General features: G+C 37.1%; 12 protein-coding genes and 2 pseudogenes. All 14 read right to left on the reverse strand.

Going from position 1 to position 17,778, the window contains the following annotated elements; genetic code table 11:
- Window positions 1-6 precede the first annotated feature (6 nt).
- A complete protein-coding gene (locus V6670_RS15720; protein ID WP_036124163.1) occupies window positions 7-1,026 on the reverse strand; it encodes a rod shape-determining protein in 1,020 nt (339 codons plus the stop codon).
- 572 nt (window positions 1,027-1,598) lie between these two features.
- Window positions 1,599-1,802 (reverse strand): annotated as a pseudogene (locus tag V6670_RS15725) (JAB domain-containing protein); the annotation flags it as partial.
- 105 nt (window positions 1,803-1,907) lie between these two features.
- Window positions 1,908-3,719 (reverse strand): reverse transcriptase domain-containing protein, encoded by a 1,812-nt coding sequence (locus V6670_RS15730; protein ID WP_338651611.1) that lies wholly within the window; start codon window positions 3,717-3,719, stop codon window positions 1,908-1,910.
- Window positions 3,720-4,625: 906 nt separating this feature from the next.
- Window positions 4,626-5,105 (reverse strand): hypothetical protein, encoded by a 480-nt coding sequence (locus V6670_RS15735; protein ID WP_338651612.1) that lies wholly within the window; start codon window positions 5,103-5,105, stop codon window positions 4,626-4,628.
- 132 nt (window positions 5,106-5,237) lie between these two features.
- Entirely contained in the window at window positions 5,238-5,849 is a 612-nt protein-coding gene (locus V6670_RS15740; RefSeq protein ID WP_336636923.1) for a hypothetical protein, read from the reverse strand.
- Window positions 5,850-6,478: 629 nt separating this feature from the next.
- Window positions 6,479-6,955, reverse strand: a pseudogene (locus V6670_RS15745) (N-acetylmuramoyl-L-alanine amidase); the annotation flags it as partial.
- Entirely contained in the window at window positions 6,952-7,356 is a 405-nt protein-coding gene (locus V6670_RS15750) for a phage holin family protein (RefSeq protein ID WP_338651613.1), read from the reverse strand. The gene V6670_RS15750 and the pseudogene V6670_RS15745, both read right to left, overlap by 4 nt.
- Before the next feature lie 35 nt (window positions 7,357-7,391).
- Window positions 7,392-8,129: a hypothetical protein gene (locus tag V6670_RS15755; protein WP_338651614.1), complete on the reverse strand. Its 738-nt coding sequence runs from the start codon at window positions 8,127-8,129 to the stop codon at window positions 7,392-7,394.
- A 330-nt stretch (window positions 8,130-8,459) separates the two neighbouring features.
- Window positions 8,460-9,611 (reverse strand): siphovirus ReqiPepy6 Gp37-like family protein, encoded by a 1,152-nt coding sequence (locus V6670_RS15760; protein WP_338651615.1) that lies wholly within the window; start codon window positions 9,609-9,611, stop codon window positions 8,460-8,462.
- A 49-nt stretch (window positions 9,612-9,660) separates the two neighbouring features.
- Window positions 9,661-9,810, reverse strand: a complete 150-nt coding sequence (locus V6670_RS15765) for a hypothetical protein (RefSeq protein ID WP_338651616.1) — start codon at window positions 9,808-9,810, stop codon at window positions 9,661-9,663.
- Between the two features lies 1 nt (window position 9,811).
- The gene (locus tag V6670_RS15770; protein WP_338651617.1) at window positions 9,812-10,156 is read right to left on the reverse strand and encodes a hypothetical protein; all 345 of its coding nucleotides are present in this window, start codon (window positions 10,154-10,156) and stop codon (window positions 9,812-9,814) included.
- Window positions 10,157-10,167: 11 nt separating this feature from the next.
- Window positions 10,168-12,333, reverse strand: a complete 2,166-nt coding sequence (locus V6670_RS15775; protein ID WP_338651618.1) for a hypothetical protein — start codon at window positions 12,331-12,333, stop codon at window positions 10,168-10,170.
- An 11-nt stretch (window positions 12,334-12,344) separates the two neighbouring features.
- Window positions 12,345-13,208, reverse strand: coding sequence for a phage tail family protein (locus V6670_RS15780; protein WP_338651619.1), 864 nt, complete (start codon window positions 13,206-13,208; stop codon window positions 12,345-12,347).
- 15 nt (window positions 13,209-13,223) lie between these two features.
- Window positions 13,224-17,777, reverse strand: coding sequence for a hypothetical protein (locus V6670_RS15785; protein WP_338651620.1), 4,554 nt, complete (start codon window positions 17,775-17,777; stop codon window positions 13,224-13,226).
- Between the last annotated feature and the right edge of the window lies 1 nt (window position 17,778).

A 17,778-nucleotide genomic window follows, 5' to 3' on the forward strand; every position in this document is an offset into this window, starting at 1 on the left:
ACCTCCTTACCCTTTTACTTGTTGTTGACGAATTAAGTCGATATGATCTAATGCTTTACCTGTGCCAATTGCTACACAGTCTAACGGATCTTCTGCGATAAAGACTGGCATGTTTGTTTCTTGGCTAATAACTTTGTCTAAGTTTGTTAATAGCGCACCACCACCAGTTAATACAATACCACGTTCCATTACGTCAGCAGATAATTCAGGAGGAGTTTGTTCTAATGTTTTGCGAACGCCGTCAATAATAGAGGCAACCGCTTCACGCAATGATTCAGAAATTTCCTGTGAAGAAATTTCGATTGTTTTTGGTAAACCAGTTAATAGGTCACGTCCTCGAATATCCATTTTATCCTCTGGACCTTCTGCCAATGCCGTACCAATTTCCATTTTCACAGCTTCTGCAGTACGTTCACCAATTGTTAAATTATATGTTTTACGAATATACGAAATGATGGATTGATCCATCGCATCCCCACCAACACGTACGGATTCACTCGTTACAATACCACCTAAAGAAATAACGGCAACTTCTGTTGTACCACCACCGATATCAACAACCATTGAGCCAGTAGGATCCCATACAGGAAGATTTGAACCGATTGCTGCTGCAAATGGCTCTTCAATTGTGAACGCCTCTTTTGCACCCGCTTGTCGTGCTGCATCAATAACCGCACGTTGCTCCACTGATGTAATGCCATAAGGCACACAAATCATCACATTCGGTTTTTTCCAGTTGCCTCCAGAGTTTTTACATGCCTCTTTTAAGTAATATTCGATCATTGCTGTTGTAATATCGAAGTCAGCAATAACGCCATCTTTCATTGGACGAATTGCTACGATTGAGCCAGGTGTACGACCAATCATATTTTTCGCATCATTACCAACGGCAACGATATCTCCTGTTTTTGTATTTTTTGCTACAACTGAAGGTTCACGTAAAACGATCCCCTTTCCTTTAATAAACACTAATGTATTCGCTGTGCCGAGGTCAATCCCGACATCTTTGCTTCCTAGTCCAAACAAATTGTGTACTCCCTTTCTATATAAGCCATACTTTCGTTGACATCCATTATCTTTGACGACAATGTGCAGGAACTTTAATTGTGTAAAAAACACAATTGACTCCTCTCAAAGCCTATCACACCTGTCAAAGCTTTTATCTTCATCAGTTGGTGATTGACACCTCGAAAAAATTACACACTCATTCACCTCACCACCAATTTCGATGGGAGTCCTCCCTGAAATAAAGATAAAATTCATACCGTTCATTATAACGGAAAAGCGCAAGAATTTGTAGTGTCACATACTACATCTCACAGAAAAGATACTATTTTAATTCCCTCTTAAACTAAAAATAGTACGTATAGATTAGCATATAATTTTTATTCTCATAAGACAACGTGTATCAGGCTACCAATTTTTGTGAAGATAATAGCGTTTCTATGAATACATTAACGATTTGTAAAGAAAAAGGTTCGCCAATAAACCACAAAAAAATACAAAAATTTTATAACTGCCTAACGAAGATGTTTAACTTTCTGTATAAAAAGCATTTGCTGGCTCAATAAAAAAAACTCTGCATGCTTCATGCAGAGTTAAAAATACCCTTTTTCCTTCATGCTAATAAATTGATGATCACCAATGATCACATGGTCAATTAATTCAATACCGATAATATAACCGGCTTCAACAATTCGCTTCGTTACCTCAATATCCTCCGTACTAGGTGTTGGCACACCACTTGGATGATTATGAGCACAAATAATGGAAGCGGCAGACCGTTTAACAGCTTCTCGAAAGTAGGGTGAGAACCCAGCGCCTTAATATATTTCTATATTAGGTTTCCAAGAACTCCCCTCCAAACCGTACGTACTCCTCTCAGAGTATACGGCTTTCCATTTACTTTAATCTAACTTACCATTATGTAAATCGTGATGACACGATGTACATAACGCCATTGTCTTTCTTCTTCGGGCAATCATTTTTTGTTCCCACATTTTCTTGCCTTTTAAATCTTTTAGTTTATGGATGTGATGCATTTCAAGTGGTACTCCCATTATACTGCACCATTCACATTTTTCGACAAGTAATCGGTCAATCATACTCGTTCGCCCTGTATAAATTAATGTATTTTCAACTATATCAACTGTTGGCTGTTTAATCGTATCGTTCTTTTCCATTCGTTGCTCTGTAAAATAAGCAATTTTTAGACCTTCTTTGGTTTCATATCGAACACCCAATTGCCCATTAATCTTATATTTAGTGATAATTTTGCTGACAGTACTTTTATATTTATTCGTATACGTTTTAATCATGCTGTATTTCATCGTTTGACGGAAAGACTGTAAAACATGTACATTACTCGCTAGACGATAGTAATTGTAGTAACCCTCTATTTCAGCATTGTACGTACGTAAAATTTCAAGATCATCATTATGCACCAAATACGGGCGATGAATGGGTTTCCAACCATTGTTTGCTCCTATTTTTAACGCATTTAACTGTACAAGTTTTTGGATATATTTTTCATGCGGAACGAAAAGCTTTGTTTGATAGTTGAACTTACGCTTTTTTGTTCCATTTGGCATTTTCATTCTATGCCAATCTCTCATAACACGAATATCATACCCAAGAAAACGCGCATTTTTCTTACTGTAAGTAATTAAGGTCTTTTCATCGCCTAACTCTAACTTTAGTTGTTCTTTTAAGAACGTTTTCAAGTCTTGCTTAATTTGTTCGGCTTCCTTTTTGCTACCGATGACACCTAGTATAAAATCATCTGCGTACCGCACATATTTTAAGCGTCGGTAATTTGGGTCAAAAAGGTCTTTACTATCATGGCTTTGTAATTCTTTATAAAGCGCTTTTAATTCTTTTAACCGTTCTTTCTTTTGTTCTTCACTTAATTTAGACCAATCACGTTTATTGTTACTTTTTCTCTTCGCAATTTTTGATGCTAGGTTATGATAAGTAAGATTGTGTGTACGTTTATCACCTTTATTATAACTTTCTATATATTGCTCCACATATTTGTCGAGTTCATTTAAATAAATGTTCGATAACAGAGGACTAATAACCCCGCCTTGTGGTGCGCCACTATAAGTTTTGTGAAATACCCAATCTTCCACATAGCCTGCTCGCAAAAACTTCCAGATTAAATTGATGAATTTTTCATCTTGAATCTGTTTTCTTAAAATATTTATTAATACATGGTGGTCTATATTATCGAAGAAGCCTTTAATATCCCCCTCAATAAACCATCTTGTTCCCGTAAAAGTATTGCGGATTTCTTTCAATGCTGTATGACAGCTAAGATTTGGTCTAAATCCATGAGAGTGTATGGAAAAATGCGGTTCATAAATACTTTCAAGTAATCGCCGAACAACTTCTTGAACTAATTTATCCTCGAAGGTAGGAATGCCAAGCGGTCTTGTTTCCCCGTTCTTTTTTGGGATATACGTCCGTCGTGCTGGATTTGGTTGATACGTTTGCGTTTTTAATTTTCCAATGAGCTTTTCAATACGTTTTATACTCATACCATCAATCGTATCTTCATTGATCCCTCTTGTATTACTACCCTTGTTTGTATACAATTTTGCGTAAGCTTCAAAATAGAACTCTTTATTGTATAAGTTACGATATAGCCGTTCAAATACATAATTCTTATCTTTTGCTTTGGCAGTTAGACGATTTAATACTACTTTCGGAATTCTCATAGAGCCTCCGCTCCTTCCCAATTTTGTATTAACGTTGTAAACTGCTCCCCTTCGCCATGTACTAGGCTTTCCCTAGCTCGGACTACTACGAGAGCTCCGTTACCATATCAGATATTCAGTGTCTATACACATAGCCCAAAGGCATTCTGACTTAGGTAATCCCCATTTAGATTTATAAAGACTTGTCGCATGTATAATGTCGGATATGACGTTCGCTCGTTACTTTTATACGAAAGTTGGGTGAAATGGTATCACATCATTGACCTCGAAATCTTTAAGGACAATGCACATTTCAAATAGCGTAAATCATGACCTCCCGCTAAAGGTCCCCGTAGTCCCCCTTGAGCTGTCATTCAAGCAGTTTAGCCTTTATCCTTATTTATACAATTCATCTCGCCATTCAGTCGTACATCGGTCATTAAGTAACTTATGGCTTTTCCAACATGCTACACTCCCTGTCCGGTTTCCCTTTCAGATAAGTTGGCTGATGATAGGGTGAAGCTTGTGATATGTCCCTACTGCTATGCGAAAGCAGATTCCTTATAAACCCTTATGGGCGCACAATTTCCCTGGGATGAACAATCGAGGCGTTTATTAATATAGAAGTTACTCTATTCTATTAAAATGTAAAATGTTTTAACAACGCTTATTTAAATGGTTTTTTAATAGAGTTGAAGTTGCTTTGATTTATTCAGATTTAATAAAAGTTATTTGCTTAGTCACTTTTTTGGTCACTTTTTTTACCTAAATAACAATCAAAAAGTGAATAAACAAAAAAGGACCAGGTACTCACTTTCAATTGAGCGCCTGGTCTTTATTTTGGTGACTGATTAAAAATTATTCAACTTTTATATTAAAGGCTTTATTATGTTCTATTTGTTAAATATCCTACTACATTGATTTTTATTATAAACTCAATCTATTTGCCTCTGATATTAAGGTCTCTACAAATTCGTTAATTTGCTCCATTTTCACTTTTAAACATAGTGCAGGCCCAGTTTCTGATGCACTATGATTATTTCTCTCCCCTGCATCTAACACAAAAATTAATCTATAATAAGGTTCCCATTCGTCTCTTTCATGTTCAGGTACTTGAAGAAAACCATGTCCAGGGTAATAATAAGAACCAAATAGTGGGATATGATAAATACATAAACCAGGATCATGGGCCTCTAACATACTTAGATGTTTAGTATCAATTTGTCTTAGATCTTCTAATAATTTAAAAAAGTCTCTTCTCATACAAACTATTTCAGAACTTATTTCAGGAAAACTATGACCTGATCGAAATAGAATATTAAATTTCACACTAGATTCATTAACTAAAACTAAATTTATTTCAACCTCACAATTAGGTTGATCACTATAATCTTTTAATAAAGCCATAATTAAAACCCCCTTACACTATTAGCGATAGTTATATTAACTAAATAACAACAATCCACAGTTACTATACCATGGATTGTTGTAATGCTATATATGAATTACCTTTATACTGGATCTCCCGTAGTGCTTTTTTTACTTAATATCTCCTTTGTACTGCCAATTGCTTTTTAACCATTTCAATTTCTTTTCGTTTTGATTATATACTGTATCGATAACATCAGTATTTTTATTAAGTAGGACTGCAGTTCTTTGATTCAAAGATGCTCCCTCTAACCAACCAATACGTTCTCCGCTCCAACCATCTACATATTTTGAACCCTTAGTCAAAGCCTCATCTATCATTTTCCCTGTAATCTTACGATCTACTGCTTGATCAGCAGCATGAGCACTAATTTTAACTATACGGCCTGCAGAAGTTTTTACAACATATTCAACACCTTTTTTAATAACAATGCCTGCTAATAATGGAACAAGTGGTAATGCATATGGTTGAGCTTCGATTTCATTATCAATACTAGGTGGACTTATATCATCTATTTGTGTAGTTTCGTCTTGAATGATTTCTAGATTTTCAAATTCTGTATCATTTTCTATTTCGTAAACACTACCTGTTTCTTGATTTACAGGACTTATTAAGTCTGCATCTTGAGATTCACTTGCAAATGCAAAACTAGGTGTAACAATACTAAAAATTAATGTAAAACAAATCAAACCTATAATATTTTTAAAGATATTATTCTTCAAAATTAATCCTCCGTTATCCTAATAAAATTAAAATGTTATAACATTTCATTACTCTCGAGTCATTTAATATCCTAACATTAAAAAAGTATGCGTACCTATATCTAAATCACGCCAAAATATGGCGTGAAATTTACACTAAATTTACAATAACCGCCACATTACGCCATTATCCACGCAACAATGTGGCGGTATTTATGAAGTGAAGTGGTTACAAAGTAGCATTATCTTCAATTTCGTCGGATTTTGTTTGACATTCTTATCAAGAGAATGATTTATCATTTTTACAAAACCTTAACAATAATTACTATTATTTTCATTGTAAATAATTTAAATCTATGTTTTTAAAATAAAAAAAGCCCATTACCAATTAAGGTAACAGGCTTCAGCTATTAAGCGCTACGTTGTGCAATGATGATCTTCAAACCTTCAAAATCACCACTTGTCATAGTTCCATTATCGAATTTTTCAAGCCATGACTTATCAATCACCTTTTTGTCTACGGCTTGTTGAATGTAATCACGTACTGCAGCTTTTGCGGTTGTGCTAGTGAATTTCATAGTATCATCATCCTCTACAATTTGTTGTTCTGATTCATTTGTTTCCATACCTTTTTTAATACGGTTCAAGAAACTATTCCAACGGTCTTCGCTTAAAATTCTATGTGGACAATACTTACCGTTCCAATCCTGGTGCTTCTTCACTCGCTCAATACCCCATCCAAACTGTTTTAAAAGCTTTGCAATGTATTGAACGGCGTTTTCCTCTGCAACACCATAACGCACACCACCACTTTTGCTGTAACAAATTTCTACACCAATTGAAAGCCGATTCCCTTTCTTTAGGGCGTTAGGATCTTTGTCGCCACCACCATCCCCACAATGCCACGCGCTACGGTTGAAGGGAATTGCTTGAATAACCTCTTTATCATCTACAGCAACGTGATAAGAAACCTGATTATTATTGCCAATCATGTACGAAATTTCATTTTCTGCTGGTGCATCATTGGCTGTATTGTGTACGGTAATGAACTGTGGTGCCATGGTATATGGAGCCTTTAATGAATACTTGTTTGAAGGTAAAAGAGTTTGCTTGAATATGTAGCTCATTTAACCTCACCCTCTCCTGTTTTATCCTTCACAATTGCTAAAATATTTTTTACAAAGTCAGGCATTGGCAAGCCCATTTTAGTACCGTTTTCTGTAATTGAAATAAATTCAAGAACACAAAATGCAATGGCTGCCCCATCCCCTGCATACTCAATACCTGGAATCACAACAGATAATAAATAAACCGATCCTACTAGCATTAAATAATAAATCTTGCGTATGATGCCGTTGAAGCCTGTACGACTATTTAAGTTTTGATTAACAACTCCACTCATGATGCCAGTTGCATAGTCAATAGCCATAAACCCAATCAATACAGTAACAGCCATTCCTAGACCATCCACTGAATATGAAATGATAGTGCCTATTGTTCCACTTACTACAGCAATCCATTTTTCCATCTGAACACGTCCTTTTTCCAAAAAGAAAAGCATCCTCAATCTTGAGGACGCTCTCTATTTTTATTCAATTCGTAATCACTAAAACCAGTAAGGAATATAAATATTGGTATAATTATAAATAGGGAAATAATTAGGCAACTAACTTCATTTTTAATATTATTAAAATACAAATAGACATTTAATAAAATAATAACACTGGATAATATCATTCCTAATGTTCTATATATCTCAATATTCCCTATCCTTGCATACATACTTTTAACCTTTTCACTTTGATGATATTCTGTGATAATCTCAATGTCTTCATTATAGACATGCTTTAGCTTTCTACCACCAATACTAAGATATAAAATATTTTTTGCATATGCTTGATCTATTTTCCAAGTTTCATCTTTAACGACGGTGCTATAAACCTTTTTATTACACAATATACTGGTTAAAGCTTTAATAAGAAACCATAACAATGATACATAAACCCCAGTCACTATATAAATTAAAAAGAAGGTTTCGAAAAAGACATTATTTTCTGTAGTAAATTCTTCAGGTGTAATATTGTGGTAATCAAGCATTTCTATAAAAATAATCCCGCTAAATAGTAAAGAAGAAACTAAAACAATTATTAATTGTTCTACAATTACTTGCCAAGATGGAGTTAGAACAATATCTAAATCATGATTTAATGACTTCCTTGCAAATAATTTCACAAGATAAAATGCAGCAACTACAAATAACCAAAGTGGAGCCAATTCTACATATTTTAGTATTTCATCCAAGATAATCCCTCCTCAAAATATCATAAGTAACTTCAAAAGGTATTTCAATAATATAATTTTGAATATAAAAGCCCTCCTCAATAATCTGTGGAAGGCACAACTAAACTTCTCTTATATATAGTTTTTTGTCTTTGCCTGTGTAAAATATATCCCTTTTGAAGGTAATTAAATATGATACTCCTGGAAGTACTAATACATTCGCTTCTGTAGTAAAGGTGTTCATTTCAAATGTAGCTATTACTTGTCTTGTGTCTTTTTGAAATACAACCAATATTTGCACTAAGTCACCTCTTTTAAACAATAAAAATAACGCTAAGCGTCTGCTTGCGTTTACTTCTTCAACTCATATTTGAATGCATCAATCTCTCGTCTCATCTTACTTATGAAGGTAGGCTTATCATTATCAAAGACAACCTCTATCTTTCGCTTGCCATATTCATAAATTTCTTTTACAGCAGTTATCCGAGTGTCCATTGTAACGCCCCACCCTTTATCACGAACGGTAACCACATCACCTACACTGAAATCTTTACCGTAAATCAATCTTGATGTAGTAAGTATCTGTCCGCCCAAGTAGATCTCTTGAGCATGCTCTGACAGCTTTTCGTTACCACGCTTGTTTAAATCAGCCACAACCTTTTCAACTGGACGTGGGTTTCCCTCATCATCTTCCTCTGACACATCTCTGGCATCCACAAACATTTCATAACGGTCAGCACCTACAGCATCACCAATAGAGATAATTCTGCGCTCTATGCCCTCTCCCTGACCTGCTACGACTGCGAAATTCTTATAATCCAAATCACTCTCGGTGTATTCGAGGGATTCAATCGTCTCGAACTCCGTTGAGAAAATAGCTTGTGGCAGCCCCGTTTGATTGGCTACTAGTTTTCTTCCTTCTTTCACAATAAATACAAAACGTTTATTTTTCAGATCAAGCTCAATGTTCCAACCTAATCCATGAAGCTCTGAAAGTTCGGTCAGCTTTTCATTTAAAGGGTCATACCTTGAATTTTCTTCAATGGCTGGACCTTTATTTTGGTTAGTCCCTAACACTAATCGTGGAAAGATACGAGTAGGATCACTAGGATTAATCATCTGTGTGTTCACAAAATGTCGCATGACTGTTTCAACATTCCCTGTCACACTCTCGTGAGTCTTGCCTGCTGCCGGATAGATAAGGCGCTGAGACGTGAAAGTTTTTAGAGACAAGGCTTTAATGCTCCAGTTCTCCGTTTGCTTGCCGTTTTCGTCTAATTCAATTTCTCGATGCCTGATGATGTAAGCTTGATCTAATCGATTGTAAGGGAAGATTATATTGCCTTTGACCAATTTGTCAGCATGTTGTAGGTAACGATTGATCTGTAGCTCTAACTCTCCAATACCTGACCATGAGATACCAATTTGAGCTGATGTATACCGATCTACCTCACCTAGTAAATTAAATTCATCATCAATGATTCTTAAAGGAATATTTTGCACATATTTTCTCCTTTCAAGTGCATAAAAATAACGCTAGCTTATGCTGCGTTTACTTGTTTTTGTTATTCTGTTCAGTGGCTTTAATCTTAATAGCCTCTTCTTCGGTTATTAATTCTTTTGTAACAGCTAAATCAATTTGTTCCTCCGTAGCTCTACAGTTACACCAATTGCGCAAAAATAGATTGTAAATGGCACTCAAATCAATTACCTCCCATCGATAACATTAATTGCATAAGCAATTCATCTTGATCTGTTTGAGATTTTTCGAGCGCTGTGTTGGCTTCTTTGACTGTAACTAATTCATTTTGCAAATTTTGAATGATTTGCTCGGGTGATAGAGGTAACTCGAAATACTCGTACCACATTTCTTTAGTATCTTTGTTGATATGCAATTCCCATCCTTTACCGTTGGTTTCGGGTTCGGGAATAGCTTCCACCATGATACCACTTCGTAAATCGTCTTCTGTCCATCCTGTTGTGTCATATGCTATGAGTTGAACCTTTGTCCCACTTGGATGATTTGGGTCTAAAAATACTATTGGCATTGTGTGCCCTCCTATGTCATTATCGTATATGTTTGTTTACTTCTAAATACTTCACCACTACTACCTGAACCTTGCACCCTAGCAAGATACAGCTCTGGGTAAGGCGTGTTAGGTGTACGATCAATATCGAGTCCTAGCATAAAACTTGTAAAGCTAGTGGTGGCATGCAGTTTGCATTGCCACATAACACCTAACAGCGTCGTGAATTTGGTAAGTCCGAAACCATTAGTACCGCTGTTGTGCACTACATATATGCGACCTTGATTATCAATTTCCATACCTTTAACTTCATTAACCCGCGTTCCTGAAATCGCATTAAATATCGTTGAAGGGTCGTTGATAGATCGCGTTTGCATACCTCCGTATTCACCAATTAAAACAAGTTTTTGATTAACTTCGTCTATCCTTATAAATCGCACGAGTTCTACCGAACCGAAACCAGATAAAGCCGTTGTGGTAACAGCACCTGTAGCGCCATTGATTTTGTATAAAGTAGATACATATGAACCTGTATACTCGTAAGCGACAACGAAAATCGTATTAGATTGTGTTGCACATAGCGCTAGGATTGTACCTTTAATAATGCCACTCGTTAACGTCCATAGCTTATTGCCATTTGTCGCAAAACGCAAACCCGTAGTACCACCTTGAAAACCTATAAAGCCTTGATTGCCTGGAATATTCGTAACCCTGTTAGCGCCATCCATGCCTGTGTCTGTTGTTTCCCAATATTGCGCCGCAATGTTGTTTGAATCCCTTTTTGCAATTTTGCCGTCTACTACCGAAATGTAAAGTATACGATTTTCCGCATCCAATGAATGCGTGTAACCTGTAGTATTAGTCGTAGAAATAGACCACTTGAGCGATTGTCCATCATACGCCTTATAAGCCATACCCGCTGCTAGATGTAATACTTTATCCACATAGTTGTATCGTATAATCGTTTGGGATACGGCGGTGTTGTTTAGTATACTGCCGTAGTTCAATATCAAAGGTAAATCACCAAAAAAGTTAGGTGTAATACTTGACGATAACTTATCAATCGGTATTTCCTCGCTAGTACCATACGCAACGAGCGTTCCTACTTGCTCCCCGTAGTCATTGGTAAATGTCTTGTCTTTTCGCACGTCGCTAGGTTGTGCGTTTCCCGTCCCCCCTTCACCCTGTAAGATAAAAGCCCCTGCACGATAACGAACAGTATATACACCATTAGCCTTTGCGTTACTAAATGCTGTGCCATTAGCTTTCTTAATAGGAATAGCACCTAAGCCGTTTATATTTAATGTCATTGCTGCGGTACTGTTGGAGGTAGCAGGGAATGAAACAGCCAAGCCATTTTTATAACTTGTAATTCCAGAAACAGTAGCAGTTAATGCGTTTGCTGTACCTCCTACGGTTTCAATCCACTTTATATGTGAAACTTCAGCTATATGGTTAGCAAGCTCCTGCTCTAAATTGGCTATTCTAGCTGCTAAATTAGCTGCTACATTTTCATCCAATATATCTTTAATCGATTCAATCCAAGTTAAATATTCTTGTTTCTGAATTGCTTGCCACGTCTCAAAGTCATTTTTCTGCTGTAATTGCCAAGCTTCCATATCATCCTCAAGCGTCTGTTTCTTGAGATTAAACCAATAATCCCACTGTTGCTGAAACACGCTTGTAGGTACGCTAATAAGCGAATAAACGATACCGCATAGATTTTCTATCATACGTTCATCGATGAGTTTTAACGGTTCAAGCGTCGATGTATTCTTAGTTAACCGTATTTGAGCTAATGATAATTCAAATACGTATTGATCTCGTTGTAAAGTTGGTGGAACAGGATTTGAAGCTGATACCCCTTCTTTCACGAATAATTTAATGTGACGTGCATTGTTTCGTTTATCCAATCGCAAAACAATACGGTCAATTCGGTCTAAGCTTGGTTCTGGTAAACCGTGTGTTAAGAATAGTGGTTGCGTATTTTGATATTGATAACCCTGTATTAACGCCTCTCCTGCCTCAATATACGTTTGCATTGTTCCAGCATTTACTTTTACTTGTAGGTTAGGTGAGCCATTCTTATGTAACAGCCCACTCGATAACACGTTACTAAAGTAATCCGCAAAATCACTCGCATAGTGCCAACGCTCATCTCCTGGTGCACTATTAAAAAACTTAAATATTTCAGCCATTTTTATCCCTCCTATACTGCGTTATATCGCTTATGGTAGCTGATGTTTACGATTGCTCCTTGGACGTCATTGTCAGCTGTATAATTGATGTCATTTTCACCTAACTGCAACTTAAAAAAGATGCTATCTAAATCAAGCCAGTTTATTACGTCTCTACGAGCTCCGTTTACACCTACAAATTCAACCGATTTTGTTCCTGGTGTTGTATCGATCACCATCTTTTCACCTTCAGCGAGTGTTTGGTTGACCTTAATGAACTCACCAGTTGTTATATTTTCGATTTTCGGGTTGGTTGCAGGTCCATAAAACTCTATATAAAGTGGTGCAGCAACATCTCCATCATTGTTTATGATTCGTCTATCTCGTTGCATCCCCATCTGAAAAGGACCACTGAAAGGAAACTGGAATAACGGTTTGAATGCTGGTTCTTCATCGATTTTTAAACTGCGCCAATACGGATCTGGTGCCACGAAATTGATCATGCCTTTTTGTAATGTTTTAGCCCTGCCTTCACCATCTGGGAAAATCGGTACACTAGATGCGACTACTAAAATTTCGCGGACTAGAAAATCATTTTCATAACGTAGAGTACCAGGACCAAGCTTAGGATTAACGATACGTGCTACTTCTGTTCTCCGCCTTGATACCGTTTCATATCCACCCTCGTCAACCGCATTAACAATTAAGAATGTAATATCAATAGAACGCTCCTCTAGCAATATATCAATCAATGTACTGCCATCCTCGTATGGCACCCGTTGTGTTTGTAAATTGGCTGGAACATCACCTAACCCAATAATTTCTTGTAAATAAAAAGGAGGACCGCCAAATGTGACGGACTCTCCAAAGCGATTTGTGTATGTGACTGTCTCCACAAGACGACCTCTCCTTTATCTAAATGGTATTTGTTGAGCAACACGTTTCAATTCCCGTGCATTTTCTGATGGGCTTAATGGCGTTGGTGAATGTAAGTTCACCACTTGATGTACTCCTCCACCATTCGTACCTTGTCCACCTTCACCATTTACATCAACATCTACTTTTACTTTGTGTTCAATCTCGGTTTGAATGGCATCGATGGCACCATTGATGTCGTTAATAATATCACTAACTTCAACGTGAGGTTGAATCCATTCAGCTACTCTTTCAGCAGCTTTAATGGCATCCGATTTCATGTCAGCTAGACCGATAATAATCCCTTTCACCAAATTATGACCTATCATCTTTTTACCCCAACGGCTCGGGCTATGGATGTCTAGTGCTCCTTGAATAGTAGCTTTGATACTCTCTGCAATGGATTGAGCTTGCGCAAGTAAATCAGGTGTTAATTCTGATAACCCTTGTTGCATACCTTTAATCACATTACGGCCAATCTGAGGCATTGTGGCAACCATTGCATTGAATTGATTGACGGTGCCTGTCCGCACTTCTTTAATTTTGTTGGCCCATTCTGTTTTATAAGTATCTAACTGCGTAGCCGTTTCAGCTGTTAATTCTTCAATCTTTTTAGCTGTATCTGCTTTCATCCCCGTTAACTCTAACTCAGCTTGTGTACGTGCTAGGTTAGATTTCTCTTGCCATAATGCTACATATTCGGCTAGTTGAGTAGCACTCAATGTATTTAAGGCTGCGATCTCAGCAGATGCAGATGGACCTAACGCTTGTAGTTCAGATAATAACCCTTGATCAATTCCTTTTGCACCTAATGCTTGTAGATTAGCTGCCCATTCTTGGAATGCCTGATTTTGACCTCTCAGGTTATCAATCAACTTTTGACCAGATACAGCTGCTTTCTCTTCCATTTCATCAAAGATACCTATAGCGCTATACAAAGATTGTTTCCGAGAATTAACTGCATCCTCATATTCTTGTGTAAGTGCTTTGGAACCATCAATTAGTTTTTGGTTAGTCTCTTGAATCTTAGCTGTAAACTCATCGTTTAGAGAGATTAACTTCTCATGAATTTCTTTCTTTGTTTGTGCTACTTTTTCTTCGTAGTAAATACGTTCCTCACTACCAGCTTTGTACTGCTTCATGTACTTTTCATAAGCTGCTAGTTCCTGTGTAAGTGATAACTGATTGAAATTCTTTTTTCGCTCAATGTAATTTTTCTCTTTTTCAAACTGCTCTTTGGCAAGTTCGGCCATTGCTTTGTTGTAATTATTTTGTGCTTTAATACGCTCTTTTGTATTTTCCTTAAACAGAGTAGTCGCATACTTCCAGTACCCTGCTTGTTGTTCAGTAGACCATAATTCAAGGGATTCTTTGTTAGACACATACTGCTCTAAAGCTTCTAACGTTTCAGCTTGCGACTTACTTCTTGCTTTCGCAAGTGCATCAGCTTCTTGTTTAGCTAATTTCTGACGACTAGCTGCAGCATCAGCTAAGATGTTGTTAATACGTAGTTGTTGAGCTTTAGTGTTTGTTTGCGTCTTTTTAGATGATGATGCTTTGATAACTGAAATTTGTTGTTCAGTTTTACGGTCAAGATCAGCACGTTTCTTAGCGTAATCTTTTTGGATAGCAAGAGCATTAGCGCTTGTGTTGGACGTTGAATTCTTAACAATATAATTAATGTTATCCATCGCGGATTTTGTTGTTGTAATAGACTTACTGAAATCGGGGATAGCCTTACCAGCCATGATATTCGTTGCCTTTTGAACCACATTAGTAGCAGATTCGATACCCTTAGCAACACCGATGGGAATCCATTTAGCTAAAGCAATCATGACGCGTGATGGTGAATGGATGCCTAGTTTGTTTCGTAGCCATTCTGGTAATAATTCAGCTAGCTCCATAACCTTTGCTTTTACCTTGCCGAACCAGTTATTGATCCCTGTCACTAAACCAGCTACAATATATTCCCCAATCTTCACTAGACTAATGTTTTCTAGGAATGATTTAGCTGCATTCCATCCATTAACGACAGCCGTTTTGACATTCTCCATCGCTGTTGAAACAGTGGTTTTAAATCCGTTCCATATCGTTTCAATCACGTTTTTAATGCCATTCAGTATTGTAGAAACTGTGTTCTTAATGCCTGTCCAAATGCTTTTGATAACGTTAGCAATAGCATTCAATACGGTTGAAATGAAATTTTTAATCCCATTCCAAACTGACCGGACAAGACCAGAGATGCTTGTAAACATATTATCTAAAAATGAGGCAATACTACGCCAAATACTCATAAAAATTGATTTGATACCGTTTAGAATCGTATTAAAGAAAGATTTTATACTGTTCCAAATCGACATAATCGTAGATTTAATACCACTAAAAATAGTCGTAACAGTATTTTTAATCGTATTTAGAGTATTCGTGAATATTCCTTTAATAGCTGTCCAAATGCCTTGTAAGAATGTCTTAGCAGTGGAGCCAAAAGCTTTGAGTGGGCCAAGTAATTTACCTACAAAGTAAAGATTCACAGCACCCCAGATAGCTTGTAATGCTCCACCTAAGATCTGCTTAACTCCATCCCATACACCCTTCCAATCTCCTTGGAACAATGATGTGAACACCTTTACAATGCCTAGAATAATATCAATTGCACCTTTAATGACATTCATTATCGCGTCCCAAGTAGAGACAATTAAAGCTTTCACAACAGGCCACACAAACTTCATGATATCTCCTATGACTGTCATGGCTGTTGTCACTACATCACCAATAAACTTCCAAATTGTAGAGGCAGTTGCCTTAATGCTTTCTTGGTTTTCATTCCAAAATGACGTTATCTGTGTCCAAACTGACATGACTGAATTTTTAATAGCTGTTACAGCCATGGAAATTCCTGTTTTAATTACTTCCCAAGCAGTTTGAACTTGTGACCTGAATTTATCGTTAGTTTGATACAGGCGTACCAAGATCGCAATGAAAGCTACTATAGCGACTACAACTAAACCAACTGGATTTGTAATTAAACCTAAACCACTTCCAAACCTTGTTGCAAAAGCCATCACTTTAGTACCTAGAGTTGCCATGGTCCCACCAAAATTTGTGAATAAACCTCCGACTACCTTTAAAGCCTTTCCTAAACCGGCTGTTAAGGTTGGGCCTAATCCTTTAAATAATTTACTAAAAGCAATAACATTAGGCACTACCGCTAGTAAGATACCGCCCAATGAAATTAGCCCAGCTAAAATCACGCCTATAGCACGATTACCTTCCATTGCCGAGTTAGTGAACTCTAAAAATTTATTAACAATGTTTATAATAGCTGCACCAAGAGGAGCCATACCGATACCCAAGTTCACAAGAAACTTAGTGAGATTACCAATTAGTTGCAATACACTCGGAGCTGTTTGCTGTACATAGGATAGGAATGTCTGGAAGCCTTGATTTTGTGAAAGACTAGCTGACCATTCTTTAAATCGAGCCATCATTGCTACCAGACCGTCCATCATACCTGATGATGAACCAGCAAATGCGCTAAAAAAGTAAACTATGCCGGCTGTAGCATCTCTGAAGATTGCTCTAATCTTTGGCATATTTTCATTTACGTAATCCATAAATTTTTGGAACTTTGCACTACCACTTAACCCGTTCGCCCACTCCGCAAAACGAGCAGTCATATCCTCGAAGCCTTTTGCAGTACTTGCACTTAATGGAGCAAACGCTGTAAGCATGGATAACAAACCTTTAAACACGTTGCCAAATGCGCGTCCAATAGTCTCGAGCATTGGACCACCAGAAGTATTTAGGTATTCCAAAAACTTTTGAATTGGTGGAGAGTCTAGTGATTGATTAAGCTGATCCATTAATTTTGCAACTGCTTGAGCACTAGATAAAAATAAGGGCTTTAGTTTAGTAAGTAATGTATTTGTGAACTGCATAGCACTTGTAAAAGCTTGCAGGACTGGTTTTTCAGTCTCTTTTACTAAGGACTGATATGTTTTTTTCATTGTCTCAAAGGATTGTTTTGCTTTACTTTGAGTAGCGTTCAACTTCGCATTTTCGTCAAATAATTTTTTGATGGTTGGTATTGCTACAATCGCAAATGCGCCAGCTGCTGCACCTGCGCTAACAAATGCTCCTGCTAAAGCAAAAGTAGAGCCTGCAACAGTTCCAATCATTGGACCTAAGTTAGCAATTGCTACCCCTAAATTGGCTATCAATGGAGATAGAGCAGGGAAAACCGCCATTAACGTACCCATTAGCGTGTGTTGCATTAGCTCCCCAAATGCCCTAATATTTGTCGCTATACGATTTATACTGTTCTGGAATTCTTGTATTCTTGCCTCAATCTTAATGACGACTTTCTCTCGCACTAATGTAGCTATACGAGCACGTATTTCAGCCATGCGGCGGCGAAATTCACTAACATCCGCACCAATGTCTACACGCACGTCATTTGCAGTAGTTCGTATGGTATTCTGCACTTGTCGCATACGAGCCATAAACTCTGTGATACGTGCACCAATACGCGCTGAAAAGTTCCCGTTCATC

Origin of the sequence: Lysinibacillus sp. Y5S-8 (assembly GCF_036894365.1) — a bacterium.
Classification (GTDB): Bacteria; Bacillota; Bacilli; order Bacillales_A; family Planococcaceae; genus Lysinibacillus; species Lysinibacillus fusiformis_D.